Source organism: Pseudonocardia sp. KRD291 (assembly GCF_019263595.1).
Classification (GTDB): Bacteria; Actinomycetota; Actinomycetes; order Mycobacteriales; family Pseudonocardiaceae; genus Pseudonocardia.
In genome coordinates this window covers 1-13,960 of the sequence record NZ_JADQDD010000165.1, presented here as the reverse complement: position 1 = coordinate 13,960, position 13,960 = coordinate 1, and the positions used below count along the sequence as shown (strand labels likewise).

At 73.0% G+C, this 13,960-nt stretch carries 12 protein-coding genes and 1 pseudogene; 12 read left to right on the top strand and 1 reads right to left on the bottom strand.

Going from position 1 to position 13,960, the window contains the following annotated elements:
* Positions 1–367: pseudogene (locus I4I78_RS20885) on the bottom strand (hypothetical protein); the annotation flags it as partial.
* A gap of 110 nt (positions 368–477) precedes the next feature.
* Here I4I78_RS20885 and argC point away from each other — a divergent pair.
* The 12 genes from argC to tyrS all read left to right on the top strand — a co-directional run bounded on the left by argC (position 478) and on the right by tyrS (position 13,525).
* Positions 478–1,512 (top strand): N-acetyl-gamma-glutamyl-phosphate reductase, encoded by a 1,035-nt coding sequence (gene argC / locus I4I78_RS20880; RefSeq protein ID WP_308252255.1) that lies wholly within the window; start codon positions 478–480, stop codon positions 1,510–1,512.
* Positions 1,509–2,696: a bifunctional glutamate N-acetyltransferase/amino-acid acetyltransferase ArgJ gene (gene argJ, locus I4I78_RS20875; protein WP_308252252.1), complete on the top strand. Its 1,188-nt coding sequence runs from the start codon at positions 1,509–1,511 to the stop codon at positions 2,694–2,696. Before argC ends, argJ begins: the two co-directional genes overlap by 4 nt.
* A gap of 28 nt (positions 2,697–2,724) precedes the next feature.
* A complete protein-coding gene (argB, locus tag I4I78_RS20870; RefSeq protein WP_308252254.1) occupies positions 2,725–3,606 on the top strand; it encodes an acetylglutamate kinase in 882 nt (293 codons plus the stop codon).
* Positions 3,603–4,829 (top strand): acetylornithine transaminase, encoded by a 1,227-nt coding sequence (locus I4I78_RS20865; protein WP_218613133.1) that lies wholly within the window; start codon positions 3,603–3,605, stop codon positions 4,827–4,829. The genes argB and I4I78_RS20865 overlap by 4 nt, the downstream gene beginning before the upstream one ends.
* On the top strand, positions 4,829–5,749 hold the full coding sequence (gene argF / locus I4I78_RS20860) for an ornithine carbamoyltransferase (RefSeq protein WP_218613132.1): 921 nt from the start codon (positions 4,829–4,831) through the stop codon (positions 5,747–5,749). Before I4I78_RS20865 ends, argF begins: the two co-directional genes overlap by 1 nt.
* Before the next feature lie 107 nt (positions 5,750–5,856).
* A complete protein-coding gene (locus I4I78_RS20855) occupies positions 5,857–6,336 on the top strand; it encodes an arginine repressor (RefSeq protein WP_308252253.1) in 480 nt (159 codons plus the stop codon).
* 19 nt (positions 6,337–6,355) lie between these two features.
* Positions 6,356–7,798, top strand: a complete 1,443-nt coding sequence (gene argG, locus I4I78_RS20850; RefSeq protein ID WP_218613130.1) for an argininosuccinate synthase — start codon at positions 6,356–6,358, stop codon at positions 7,796–7,798.
* The gene (gene argH / locus I4I78_RS20845; protein WP_218613129.1) at positions 7,798–9,228 is read left to right on the top strand and encodes an argininosuccinate lyase; all 1,431 of its coding nucleotides are present in this window, start codon (positions 7,798–7,800) and stop codon (positions 9,226–9,228) included. Before argG ends, argH begins: the two co-directional genes overlap by 1 nt.
* Positions 9,225–10,448 carry an aminotransferase class I/II-fold pyridoxal phosphate-dependent enzyme gene (locus tag I4I78_RS20840; protein ID WP_218613128.1) on the top strand — a complete coding sequence of 408 codons (1,224 nt, stop codon included), beginning with the start codon at positions 9,225–9,227 and terminating at the stop codon, positions 10,446–10,448. Before argH ends, I4I78_RS20840 begins: the two co-directional genes overlap by 4 nt.
* On the top strand, positions 10,449–11,120 hold the full coding sequence (locus tag I4I78_RS20835) for a DNA-3-methyladenine glycosylase (RefSeq protein ID WP_308252251.1): 672 nt from the start codon (positions 10,449–10,451) through the stop codon (positions 11,118–11,120).
* A gap of 26 nt (positions 11,121–11,146) precedes the next feature.
* Positions 11,147–12,181, top strand: a complete 1,035-nt coding sequence (locus tag I4I78_RS20830; protein ID WP_218613127.1) for an iron-siderophore ABC transporter substrate-binding protein — start codon at positions 11,147–11,149, stop codon at positions 12,179–12,181.
* Between the two features lie 66 nt (positions 12,182–12,247).
* Positions 12,248–13,525, top strand: a complete 1,278-nt coding sequence (gene tyrS, locus I4I78_RS20825; protein WP_218613126.1) for a tyrosine--tRNA ligase — start codon at positions 12,248–12,250, stop codon at positions 13,523–13,525.
* Positions 13,526–13,960 lie beyond the last annotated feature (435 nt).

The following is a 13,960-nucleotide window of genomic DNA, read 5'->3' as shown; positions in this document are numbered from 1 at the left end:
GCCCGGAGGCGTCCGGTGCCGGGAGCAGCGTCGGTGCGGGCGGGGCCGCGAGGCCGGACGGCGGGTCGTCGAACGGCATCGGGTAGCGGGTGGTCGGCGCGCCCGGCACCGGCGCGACCGTCACGGTCGGGCGGTCCGAGGGCAGCGCACCGGGCACCGTGAAGCTGGTCGGCGGCGAGGTCCCGCCCGGCTCCACCCCCGACGCGGGTTCGTCCCCGGCGCCTGCCGTCGCGGCCGGCGGGCTCTCCCCTTCGGCGTAGGGGGTTCCGGGCACGGTCTGCGCGCAGCCCGCCACCAGCCCGGCCAGCGCCGTTCCGCACACCGCGGCGGCGATCCCGCCGCGCACCCGCTCCCACGTCCCACGCACGCGCGGCACGCTAGGGTCGCCCCGGCCGCCGCCGTGGGCGTTCGCCGGACTCCGGTCACGATCGTGACCCGACCCCGCCGTTGCATCAGGTTCCACGGCACTGCATAATCATCCACGTGGTACGCATCGCAGTGGCGGGAGCCAGCGGGTACGCCGGAGGTGAGCTGCTCCGGCTGCTCCTCGCGCACCCGGACGTGCAGATCGGCGCGCTGACCGCCGGCGGCAACGCGGGTACGGCGCTGGGGGAGCACCAGCCGCACCTGCTGCCGCTGGCCGACCGGGTCCTTCTCGAGAGCACCGCGGAGAACCTGGCCGGGCACGACGTCGTGTTCCTCGCGCTGCCGCACGGCCGCTCGGCCGAGCTGGCCGCGCAGCTGGGGCCGGACACGCTGGTGATCGACTGCGGTGCCGACCACCGCCTGTCCGACGCCGGCGCATGGGACCGCTGGTACGGCGGCGAGCACGCCGGCCACTGGCCCTACGGGCTGCCCGAGCTGCCCGGAGCCCGCGACGCGCTACGCGACGCGAAGCGGGTCGCGGTCCCCGGCTGCTACCCGACGGCGATCAGCCTCGCGCTGTTCCCCGCACTGGTCGCCGGTCTCGTCGAGCCGGACGTGGTGATCACGGCCGTGACCGGCACGTCCGGGGCCGGCAAGGCGCTCAAGCCGCACCTGCTCGGCGCCGAGGTGATGGGCTCGCTGTCGGCCTACGGCGTCGGCGGCGCGCACCGGCACACCCCGGAGATCGTGCAGAACCTCTCCGGCGCCTACGGGCGGCCGGTGTCGGTGAGCTTCACGCCCGTCCTCGCGCCGCTGCCGCGCGGCATCCTGGCCTCCTGCTCGGCGCCGCTGACCGCGTCCGGTGCCGACGCCGCGACCGCGCGGGAGGCGTACGGGAAGGCCTACGCCGACGAGCCGTTCGTGCGACTGCTGCCGGAGGGCAGCTGGCCCGCGACGTCCTCGACGCTCGGCTCGAACGTCGCCGCGCTGCAGGTCACGGTGGACCCGGACGCCGGGCGGCTGATCGTCGTGGCCGCGATCGACAACCTGACCAAGGGCACCGCGGGCGGAGCGACCCAGTGCATGAACCTGGCCCTGGGCCTGCCCGAGACCACCGGCCTGCCGACGACGGGAGTGGCTCCGTGAGCGCGCAGCCGATCACGAACTCCGACGGTGTCACCGGGCCGGAGGGCTTCCGGGCCGCCGGTGTCGCCGCGGGGATCAAGGCCTCCGGCCGGACCGACCTCGGGCTCGTCGTCAACGACGGGCCGCGTTTCGACGCCACCGGCGTCGTCACCCGCAACAAGGTCAAGGCCGCCCCGGTGCTCTGGACCCAGCAGGTCCTCACGACCGGTGCGCTGCGCGCGGTCGTGCTCAACTCCGGCGGCGCCAACGCGTGCACCGGCCCGGAGGGCTTCCAGACCGCGCACGCCACCGCCGAGCGGGTCGGCGAGGTGCTCGGCTGCGGCGCGGTCGAGGTCGCGGTCTGCTCCACCGGCCTGATCGGGGCCCAGCTGCCCCGCGACACCGTGCTGGCCGGGGTGGACAAGGTCGCCGCCGAGCTGACCGACGCCTCCGAGGGCGGCGACGGGGTCGCCGCGGCGATCATGACCACGGACACCGTGCCGAAACAGGCCGGTGCCACCGACCCCGCGGGCTGGAGCATCGGCGGGACCACCAAGGGCGCCGGGATGATCGCCCCGTCGATGGCCACCATGCTCTCGATACTGACCACCGACGCCGTCCTGGATCAGCCGCAGCTCGACGCGGCACTGCATGAGGCCGTGCGGCTCAGCTTCGACCGGCTCGACGTCGACGGCTCGATGTCGACCAACGACACGGTGCTGCTGCTGTCCTCCGGCGCGTCCGGCGTCGCGGCCGACGTGCCTGCGTTCACCGCCGCGCTGACCGCGGTGTGCAAGGACCTGGCCGGGCAGATGCAGGCCGACGCCGAGGGCGTCACCAAGCGGATCACCGTGCGGGTCACCGGCGCGGCCACCGAGGACGACGCCGTGACCGTCGCCCGCACCGTGGCCCGCGACGCCCTGGTCAAGACCGCGATGTTCGGCTCGGACCCGAACTGGGGCCGGGTCGCGGCCGCCGCCGGTTACGCCGACGCCGCGGTCGACCCGGAGACCCTGGACGTGACGATCAACGGGGTGCTGCTGTGCCGCGGCGCGGTCGTCGCGGGGAACCGGGACGACTGCGACCTGTCCGGCAGGGACGTCCTCGTCGAGGTCGGGCTGGGCCTGGGCGAGGGCACCGCGGAGATCCGCACCACCGACCTGTCGCACGCCTACGTGGAGGAGAACAGTGCCTACTCCTCCTGACCCCACCCCCGAGCCCCCTGCTCCCGAGATACCTGCCCGGGTCAAGCGGGCGCAGGAGAAGGCGGGGGTCCTCGCCGAGGCGATGCCCTGGTTGCAGCGCTTCCACGGCCGCGTCGTCGTCGTGAAGTACGGCGGCAACGCGATGATCGACGAGGAGCTCAAGCAGGCGTTCGCGCGGGACATGGTGTTCCTGCGCCTGGCCGGGATCCACCCGGTCGTCGTGCACGGCGGCGGCCCGCAGATCACCTCGATGCTCGCGCGCCTGGGCCTGTCCGGTGAGTTCCGCGGCGGGCTGCGGGTCACCACCCCGGAGACGATGGACGTCGTCCGGATGGTCATGGTCGGGCAGGTCGGGCGTGAGCTCGTCGGCCTGATCAACCAGCACGGACCGCTGGCGGTCGGGATGTCCGGCGAGGACGCGGGGCTGTTCACCGCGGAGAAGCGCACCGCCCTGGTCGGCGGCGAGCCGGTGGACATCGGGCTGGTCGGTGACGTCACGAAGGTGAACCCGGACGCGGTGCTCGACATCGTCGCCGCCGGGCGGATCCCGGTGGTCGCCGGCGTCGCCCCGGACGTCGACGGTCAGGTGCACAACATCAACGCCGACAGCGCCGCCGCGGCGCTGGCGAGCGCGCTGGGCGCGGCGAAGCTCGTCGTGCTCACCGACGTGCAGGGCCTCTACCGCAACTACCCGGACCCCGAGTCGATCATCGCGTCGCTGACCGCGGACGAGCTGGAGCCCATGTTGCCCCGGCTGGAGAGCGGGATGGCGCCGAAGATGGAGGCCTGCCTGCGCGCGGTGCGCGGCGGGGTGGCACAAGCACACGTGATCGACGGGCGGGTGCCGCACTCGGTCCTGCTCGAGGTCTTCACCACCGAAGGAGTCGGAACGATGGTGGTCCCGTCATGACCCAGCCCACGGACACGCAGCCGACCAACGCCCCGGCCACGAATGCGCAGCGCTGGCAGTCCGCGCTGATGAACAACTACGGCACGCCGCCGCTGACGCTCGTCCGCGGCTCCGGGGCCGAGGTCTGGGACGCCGAGGGCCGCCGCTACCTCGACCTCTACGCCGGTATCGCGGTGAACGCCCTGGGCCACGCCCACCCGGCGATCGTGGAGGCGGTGACCCAGCAGATCTCCACGCTGGGACACACCTCGAACTTCTTCATCACCGAGCCGCCGCTGCAGCTGGCCGAGCGCCTGCTCGGGCTCCTCGGCCGGAGCGACGCGCGGGTGCTGTTCGGCAACTCCGGCGCCGAGGCCAACGAGGCCGCGTTCAAGATCGCGCGCCGGACCGGGCGCCCGGAGATCATCGCCTGCGAGGGCGCGTTCCACGGGCGCACCATGGGCGCGCTCGCGCTCACCGGGCAGCCGGCCAAGCGGGCGCCGTTCGAGCCGATGCCGGGCGGGGTCTCGCACATCCCGTTCGGCGACGTCGACGCGCTCGACGCCGCCGTCACCTCCGACACTGCCGCGGTGTTCCTGGAGCCGATCCTCGGCGAGGCCGGTGTGATCGTCCCGCCGGAGGGCTACCTCGCGCAGGCGCGGCGGATCACCGCCGAGCGCGGGGCGCTGCTGGTGCTCGACGAGGTGCAGACCGGGATCGGCCGCACCGGCGCGTGGTTCGCCCACCAGCCGCTGGGCATCGTCCCGGACGTGATCACTCTGGCCAAGGGCCTGGGCGGCGGGCTGCCGATCGGTGCCTGCATCGGTATCGGGGACGCCGCCGCGCTGCTCGAGCCCGGGCAGCACGGCACGACGTTCGGCGGGAACCCGGTGGCTTGTGCGGCCGCGCTCGCCGTGCTCGACACGATCGCCGACGAGGGGCTGCTCGCGCGCGTGGACCGGCTGGGCAAGGAGATCGTGTCCGGCATCGAGGGTCTCGCGCACCCGCTGGTCACCGACGTCAGCGGCGCCGGGCTGCACATCGGCGTCGGGCTCGCCGAGCCGCTGTCCGCGCAGGTCGCGGCGACGGCCCGGGAGGCGGGCTACCTGGTCAACAACGCCGTCCCGGACCGCGTGCGGATCGCCCCGGCGCTGACGCTGACCGACGCCCAGGCCGCCGAGTTCCTGGGTGCGTTGCCCGGGATCCTGGACCGGTCACGGCCATCCGGGCAGGGACGAGCGTGATGGTGCGGCATTTCCTGCGCGACGACGACCTGTCGCCGCAGGAGCAGCTCGAGGTGCTGGACCTGGCCGCGACGATGAAGGCCGACCGCTTCGCGCACAAGACGCTGGCCGGCCCGCGCTCGGTCGCGGTCGTGTTCGACAAGTCCTCCACCCGCACCCGGGTGTCGTTCGAGGTCGGCATCGCCGAGCTGGGCGGGATGCCGGTGATCCTGGACGGCAAGGCCAGCCAACTCGGTCGCGGCGAGACGATCGAGGACACCTCGCGCGTCCTGTCGCGCTACGTGGACGCGATCGTGTGGCGCACCTCGGGGCAGGAGCGGATCGAGGCGATGGCCTCGGCGTCGCGGGTCCCGGTGGTGAACGCGCTCACCGACGTGTTCCACCCCTGTCAGGTCCTGGCCGACCTGCAGACGGTCCGCGAGCGCTTCGGCCGCCTGGCCGGTCTGACGCTGACCTATCTCGGGGACGGTGCCAACAACATGGCGCACTCGCTGCTCCTGGGCGGGGCGACGGCCGGCCTGCACGTGCGGATCGCGGCGCCGGTCGGGTTCACCCCCGACCCGGACGTGCTGCGCGACGCGAAGGGCCGCGCCGAGGCCACCGGCGGATCGGTGACCCTGGTTGCGGACCCGCACGCCGCCGTGGCGGGGGCGGACGTCCTGGTCGCCGACACCTGGGTCTCGATGGGGCAGGAGGACGACGGCATGGACCGGGCCGCGCCGTTCCGCCGGTACCAGGTCAACGCGGACCTGCTCGGTCGCGCCGCTCCCGGTGCGGTCGTGCTGCACTGCCTGCCCGCGCACCGCGGCGACGAGATCACCGACGAGGTGCTCGACGGCCCGGCCAGCGCTGTCTGGGACGAGGCGGAGAACCGGTTGCACGCGCAGAAGGCGTTGCTGACCTGGCTGCTCCGGCGATGACCGCGGCCCGGCGGAACCCGCCCGCCCCCGAGGACCGGCCCGGCGACGATCAACGCAGCGACGATCAGCGCAGCGACGACCGGGCCGGCCGGTCGGCGCGTCCCGGAGTGGCGACCCGGGTCGCGCGGCAGGCCACGATCGTCGACCTGATCTGGCAGCGGGCGGTGCGCAGCCAGGGCGAGCTGCTCGTCCTGCTGGAGCACCACGGCATCGAGACCACCCAGGCCACGCTCTCCCGGGACCTGGACGAGCTGGGTGCGGTCAAGCTGCGCGGCGCCGACGGCGGCACACCGGTCTACCGGATCCCGGAGGACGGCAGCCCCGGCTTCGGGGTCGCGCACCCGCCGCAGGGCGGTACCACCCGGCTGTCCCGGTTGCTGGGGGAGCTGCTCGTGTCCGCGGACGCGAGTGGGAACCTTGCCGTACTGCGCACCCCGCCCGGCGCCGCGCACTACCTGGCCAGTGCACTCGACCGGGCGGCACTGCACGACGTCGTCGGCACGATCGCCGGTGACGACACCGTCATGGTGGTGGCCCGCGAGCCGCTGACCGGCGACCAACTCGTCGCGCTCCTGCGCGAACTGTAGACAAAGGAGCATCCATCCCGTGAGCAAGGTCCTGAGCTCCCTGCCCAAGGGCGAGCGCATCGGCATCGCCTTCTCCGGAGGCCTCGACACCTCCGTGGCGGTCGCCTGGATGCGCGACAAGGGCGGGATCCCGTGCACCTACACCGCCGACCTCGGTCAGTACGACGAGCCGGACATCTCCGGGGTGCCCGGGCGGGCGAAGGAGTACGGCGCGGAGATCGCCCGCGCGGTCGACATCCGGCCGCAGCTGGTCGAGGAGGGCCTGGCCGCGCTGGCGTGCGGCGCCTTCCACCTCCGGTCGGGCGGCAGGACGTACTTCAACACCACGCCGTTGGGCCGCGCGGTCACCGGGACACTCCTGGTGCGGGCGATGCAGGCCGACGGCGTGAACATCTGGGGCGACGGGTCGACCTTCAAGGGCAACGACATCGAGCGGTTCTACCGCTACGGCCTGCTGGCCAACCCCGAGCTGCGGATCTACAAGCCGTGGCTCGACGCCGACTTCGTGCAGGAACTGGGCGGTCGCGACGAGATGAGCAGGTGGCTCACCGCGCACGACCTGCCCTACCGGGACTCGGCGGAGAAGGCGTACTCCACCGACGCCAACATCTGGGGTGCGACGCACGAGGCCAAGACCCTCGAGCACCTCGACGTGTCCCTGGAGACCGTCGAGCCGATCATGGGGGTCAAGTTCTGGGACCCGTCGGTCGAGATCGCATGCGAGGACGTCGCGGTCACGTTCGAGGCCGGGTACCCGGTGGCGATCAACGGCAGGCGGTTCGACGACCAGGTCGCCCTCGTGCAGGAGGCCAACGCCGTCGGCGGCCGGCACGGCCTGGGCATGTCCGACCAGATCGAGAACCGGATCATCGAGGCGAAGTCGCGCGGCATCTACGAGGCGCCCGGGATGGCGCTGCTGTTCATCGCCTACGAGCGGCTGCTCAACGCGATCCACAACGAGGACACCGTCGCCAACTACCACGCCGACGGCCGCAAGCTAGGTCGCCTGCTCTACGAGGGGCGCTGGCTCGACCCGCAGGCGCTGATGGTGCGCGAGGCCACCCAGCGCTGGATCGCCTCGCTGGTCACCGGCACGGTCACGCTGCGCCTGCGCCGCGGCGACGACTACACGATCCTCGACACCGAGGGCACGGGCTTCTCCTACCACCCGGACCGGCTCTCGATGGAGCGCGTCGAGAACCCGGCGTTCGGGCCCACGGACCGGATCGGCCAGCTCACCATGCGCAACCTCGACATCGCCGACTCCCGGGCCAAGCTGGAGGCCTACGCCGGGCAGCCGCAGGAGCAGGGCACGGTCCTGGTCGAGAACGGCACGCTGTTCGGCGAGCTGCCCTCGGGCGGCTTCGACCGGATCGCCGCCACCCGCGACGGCGCCGAGGCCGGCGCGCACGACCACGGGACGTCCCTCGACGAGGCGGCGCTGGAATCGGGGACGGACTGATGGCCGACGCCGGAAGGAGTGTCGGCTCCGCGTTGTGGGGCGGACGGTTCGCGTCCGGTCCGGCCGACGCGCTGGCGGCCCTGAGCAAGTCCACGCACTTCGACTGGCGACTGGCGCCCTACGACGTGCGCGGGTCCAAGGCCCACGCCCGGGTGCTCGCCCGGGCGGGGCTGCTCTCCGACGACGAGCTCTCCGGCATGCTCTCCGCGCTGGACAAGCTGGAGGCCGACGTCGCCTCCGGTGCGTTCGGTCCGGAGCCCGGTGACGAGGACGTGCACTCCGCGCTGGAGCGCGGGCTGATCGAGCGGGCCGGACCGGACCTGGGCGGCAAGCTGCGCGCCGGGCGGTCCCGCAACGACCAGGTCGCCACCCAGTTCCGGATGTGGCTGCGCGACGCGACCCGGCGGGTCGCCGCCGGCGTCCTGGACGTCGTCGACGCGCTCGTCGCCCAGGCGCAGGCGCACCCGGACGCGGCGATGCCCGGCCGCACGCACCTGCAGCACGCCCAGCCGGTGCTGCTCGGACACCACCTCGCCGCGCACGCGCACGCCCTGCTGCGCGACGTGGACCGGCTGCGTGACTGGGACAGGCGGGCCGCTGTGTCGCCCTACGGGTCCGGTGCGCTCGCCGGGTCGTCGCTCGGCCTGGACCCGGAGGCGGTCGCCGCGGAGCTGGGGTTCGACTCGTCGTCGGAGAACTCGATCGACGGGACGGCGTCGCGGGACTTCGCCGCGGAGGCGGCGTTCGTCCTGGCCATGATCGGTGTGGACCTGTCCCGGCTCGCCGAGGAGGTCATCATCTGGGCGACCGCGGAGTTCTCCTACGTGACCCTCGACGACGCGTTCTCCACCGGCAGCTCGATCATGCCGCAGAAGAAGAACCCGGACGTCGCAGAGCTCACGCGCGGCAAGTCCGGGCGGCTGGTCGGGAACCTGACCGGCCTGCTGGCCACGCTCAAGGGTCTGCCGCTGGCCTACAACCGGGACCTGCAGGAGGACAAGGAGCCGCTGTTCGACTCCGTCGAGCAGCTGGACCTGCTGCTGCCGGCCGTGGCGGGGATGGTGGCGACGCTGACGTTCCACACCGAGCGTCTGGCCGAGCTGGCCCCGGCCGGGTTCACCCTGGCCACCGACGTCGCCGAGTGGCTGGTCCGCCAGGGCGTGCCGTTCCGGGTGGCGCACGAGGCCGCAGGCGGATGCGTCCGCGCCGCCGAGGCCCGCGGTGTGGGCCTGGCCGATCTGACCGACGCCGAACTGGCCGACGTGCACCCGGCCCTGAACCCGAGTGTGCGCGACGTACTGACCGTGGAAGGCTCCATCGCGTCGCGGAACGCGCGCGGCGGCACCGCGGGCGACCGCGTCGCCGAGCAGCTGGACACCCTGCGCCGTACCGCCGCAGGGGCCCGAGAGTTCACCGGAGGAACCGCATGACCGACCCCGCAGCTGCGTACGAGGAGCTGAAGGCGCAGGGTCTCAAGCTCGACCTGACCCGGGGCAAACCCTCGTCCGAGCAGCTCGACCTGGCCGCGCCGATGCTGGACCTGCCCGGTGCCGGCAACCACAAGGCCGCCGACGGCACCGACACCCGCAACTACGGCGGCGTGCGGGGCCTTCCCGAGCTGCGCGAGATCTTCGCGCCGTTCCTGCAGGTTCCGGTGGAGCAGCTGATCGCGGCCGGCAACGGCAGCCTCGAGCTGATGCACGACACGCTGGTGAACGCGCTGCTCAACCCGGTGCCGGGTGCCCCGAGCCGCTGGGTGGAGGCCGGACGGGTCGCGTTCCTGGCCCCGGTGCCCGGCTACGACCGGCACTACGGCGTGTGCGAGCGGCTGGGGATCGACCTGGTCACCGTGCCCATGACGCCCGAGGGCCCGGACATGGACGTGGTCGAGGAGCTGGTCGCCGACGACCCGTCGATCAAGGGCATCTGGTGCGTGCCGAAGTACTCGAACCCGGACGGCACCGTCTACTCCGACGAGACCGTGCGGCGCCTCGCCGCCATGACCACGGCCGCCCCGGACTTCCGGATCATGTGGGACAACGCCTACGCGGTGCACCACCTGACCACCGACGAGGTGGAGATCGCGGACATCCTGACACTGGCCGCCGAGGCCGGGAACCCGGACCGTCCGTTCGTCTTCGGGTCCACCTCGAAGATCACCATGGCCGGCGCGGGGGTGGCGTTCTTCGGCGCCTCGCAGGCCAACCTCGACTGGTGGCTCACGCTCTCGGCCAAGCGGACGATCGGCCCGGACAAGGTCAACCACCTGCGGCACGCGCAGTTCCTGCGCGACGGTGCCGGGCTGCGCGCGCACATGGCCGCGCACCGGGAGCTGATCGCGCCCAAGTTCGCGGCCGTGGAGCGGCTGCTCGCCGACGCGTTCGGCGACACCCCGGGCGTGAGCTGGACCCGGCCCAAGGGTGGCTACTTCGTGAACCTGACGGTGCCCGACGGGCTCGCCTCCGAGGTGGTGCGGCTGGCCAAGGAGGCCGGCATCGCGCTCACCCCGGCCGGAGCGACGCACCCCTACGGGAAGGACCCGCAGGACGCGATCATCCGCCTGGCCCCGACCCTGCCGCCGCTCGACGAGATCGAGAACGCGATGGCAGGCGTGGTGGTCTGCCTGACGCTGGCGCTCGCGCGCCGGTAGGTGGGACGCACGAACCCGGTCGAGCCCGGCCGGTCGGACGGCGGCCCGGCGCCGCTGCTCGACCGCGCCGAGCTCGCCGTCGACGTCCTCCCGGCCGCGGAACGGCTGCTCGGGTGCACGCTCGAGGCCGACACCGAGGAGGGGCCGGTCGCGGTGCGCCTGGTCGAGGTGGAGGCCTACCGCGGCGCCGACGACCCGGCGTCGCACTGCTACCGGGGCCGGACCCCGCGCAACGCGGTGATGTTCGGCCCCGCCGGGCACCTCTACGTCTACTTCGTCTACGGCATGCACTTCTGCGCGAACGTGTCCTGCCTGGTCGACGGCGTCGCCGGCGCGGTGCTGCTGCGCGCGGGCGAGGTGGTCTCCGACCCGGCCCTCGCCCGCGCCCGCCGGCCGACCGCGCGCCGGGACGTGGACCTGGCCCGCGGACCGGCCCGGATGGCGTCGCTGCTCGGGCTCACCCGCGACGACAACGGCCTCGACGTGACCGACCCGGCGTCGCGGGTCCGGTTGCGTGCGGAGCCCGCTCTGGCGCCGTCGTCGATCCGTACCGGGCCCCGGGTGGGCGTCGCGGCGGCCGCCGAGCTGCCCTGGCGGTACTGGGTCGACGGGTCGCCCGCGGTGAGCCCGTACCGGCCGGGACGTGTCCGGGACCGCAGACCCTCGACGTGAGGGGCAGGGCAGCCTAGCCTCAGCCCGTGCACGACAGATCCGCGGTCCGGACCCGCTCGCTCCCCGTCCGCCTCGTCCTCGCTCTCGCCGTCCTCGTGCTGGGAGGTGGGCTCCTCGCCGCGTGCGGGAGCGACGCCGAGCCGGCGCCCGGTGGGGGCGGTTCCGCATCCGGAGGGGCGTTCCCGGTCACCGTCGCCCACAAGTACGGGCAGACCGAGGTTCCGGCCGCGCCACAGCGCGTGGTCTCCCTCGGCTACACCGACCAGGACGCGATCCTGGCGCTCGGTGTGGTGCCGGTCGGCATCCGGGAGTTCACCGGCAACCAGCCCTCGGCCACCTGGCCGTGGGCGCGGGACCGGCTCGCCGGCGCGCAGCCGCAGGTCCTGGCGCAGGGAGAGGTCAGCACCGAGCAGATCGCCGCACTGCGACCGGACCTGATCATCGGCATCTCGGCCGGGCTGACCCAGGCGCAGTACGACACCTACTCCCGGATCGCCCCGACGGTCGCCGGCCCTGCCGGTTTCGTGGACTACGGGACGCCGTGGCAGGACGCGACCCGCCTGACCGGCCAGGCCCTGGGCAAGCAGGCCGAGGCGGACAAGCTGGTCGGTGACCTGGAAGCCCGCATCGCGCAGGCGAAGACCCGGTTCCCGCAGCTCGACGGCAAGACCGTGGCGGGGGTCCGGCCGAGCACGGCGAGCCAGGCCGAGTTCTTCGTGTGGGGGCCCCAGGACCTGCGCGCCCGGTTCTTCGCGGCGCTCGGGATGCGCGGAGTGCCGGCGTTCGACCAGAACGCGGGCGACCAGTTCTACGGGAGTCTGAGCACCGAGCAGCTCGGGCAGCTCGACCAGGCCGACGCCGTCGTGCTGATCACGAGCTCGGCCGCGGAGCGGACCGCGTTCCAGTCCCAGCCCGGCTACCCGGCGCTGCGGGTCGTGCGCGAGAACCGTGTGGTCACCCTGGACGACACCGAGGCCGCGGCACTGTCGTTCTCCAGCGTGCTCAGCCTGCCGTCGGTGCTCGACACGCTGCCGCAGAAGCTGGCCGCCGCGGCCCGGTGAGGCCGCCGCGGCGCAGCGCGGGAACCCGGGCGCGTCCCGGACACCCCGGGGACGATGATTGGCACCGTGAGTACGGACATCCTGGACGAGCTGGAGTGGCGCGGCCTGATCGCGCAGAGCACCGACCGCGAAGCGTTGGCCCGCGAGCTGGCCGGGCCGGACCCGGTCACGGTGTACGCCGGGTTCGACCCGACGGCGCCGAGCCTGCACGCCGGGCACCTGGTGCAGATGCTGACGCTGCGCCGCTTCCAGGAGGCCGGGCACCGGCCGATCGTGCTCGCCGGCGGTGCGACCGGCCTGATCGGTGACCCCCGGGACGTGGGGGAGCGCAACCTGCACGACCTCGCGACGGTCGAGCAGTGGACCGGGCTCATCCGCGGGCAGCTGGAACGGTTCGTCGCGTTCGACGACTCGCCGACCGGCGCCCTGACCGTCAACAACCTGGACTGGACCGGCAACCAGGGGGTGCTGGAGTTCCTGCGGGACCTGGGCAAGCACTTCCCGGTGAACACGATGCTGGCGCGGGAGACGGTCAAGCGGCGCCTGGCCGCGGACGGGATGTCCTACACCGAGTTCAGCTACCTGCTGCTGCAGTCCCAGGACTACCTGCAGCTCTACCGCCGGCACGGCTGCCGTCTCCAGATCGGTGGCTCCGACCAGTGGGGCAACATCGTCGGGGGAGTGGAGCTGGTGCGCCGGGCCGAGTCCGCGCACGTGCACGCGCTGACCACCCCGCTGGTCGCCGACGCCGAGGGGCGCAAGTTCGGGAAGTCCACCGGGGGCGGCAACGTCTGGCTCGACCCGGAGCGGACCAGCCCCTACGCCTGGTACCAGTACTTCGTGAACGTCGCCGACGCCGACGCGCTGCACTTCCTACGCCTGTTCACGTTCCTCGGGCGCGAGGAGATCGACGCGATCGCCGAGGACCTGGCGCAGCGACCGCACCTGCGCACCGCCCAACGCCGGCTGGCCGAGGAGCTCACCACGCTGGTGCACGGGCAGGCGCAGACCGACCAGGTGACGACGGCGAGCCAGGCCCTGTTCGGGCGGGCCGAGCTGCGCGAGCTCGACGCGGCCACGCTCGGTGCCGCGCTGGCCGAGGTGCCGGTCGCGGACATGCCGGCCGGGGAGCCGCCGACGATCGTCGATCTGCTCGTGTCGACCGGACTCGTCGAGAGCCGCGGTGCGGCACGCCGCGCGGTGAACGAGGGCGGGGCCTACGTGAACAACGCGAAGGTCGCCGACGAGTCGTGGACCCCCGGTGCGGGCGACGTCCTGGACGGCGGATGGCTCGTCCTGCGGAGGGGCAAGCGCAACCTCGCCGGCGTGCGCGTCGTGAGCTGACCGGGTCGATCGCGTCTCCGTAGGTGCTCTGAGCTGCGAAGACCGTGTTAGGGACCCCCCGGTTTCAGGGCCCCGTACGGCACCCTGTAACTTTCTCTTTGTCGCCAAGGCGGGACGGACAGAGCGAAGCGGGACGGAACATCGCCCCTCCTCCTCACACCGGCCCCCGGCGGCAAGCCCCGGAAGTCCGGACCTCAGGGTCGGGCATCTCGGGCGGGCCAGAACGAAGGGTTGACCCTGCGATCTGGTACAAGTAGTATAAGAGAGTTGCCTCCGGTAAGTTCGGAGCAGCGATCTGACAGCCCCGGAAGACCGGCCTCCTCGAGGTACCGGCTCCGAGTGCAGGTGTCTTTTGAGAACTCAACAGTGTGTCGAGCTATGAATTTTTTGGTTTGACGTTTTTTGTGCCAGTTTGTTTGGCCATGGCTTGCCGAT

Excerpts from the sequence above, each read along its gene's own strand:
- argH (WP_218613129.1), top strand. The coding sequence starts at position 7,798 with ATGGCCGACGCCGGAAGGAGTGTCGGCTCCGCGTTGTGGGGCGGACGG.
- I4I78_RS20865 (WP_218613133.1), top strand. The coding sequence starts at position 3,603 with ATGACCCAGCCCACGGACACGCAGCCGACCAACGCCCCGGCCACGAAT.
- argF (WP_218613132.1), top strand. The coding sequence starts at position 4,829 with ATGGTGCGGCATTTCCTGCGCGACGACGACCTGTCGCCGCAGGAGCAG.
- I4I78_RS20840 (WP_218613128.1), top strand. The coding sequence starts at position 9,225 with ATGACCGACCCCGCAGCTGCGTACGAGGAGCTGAAGGCGCAGGGTCTC.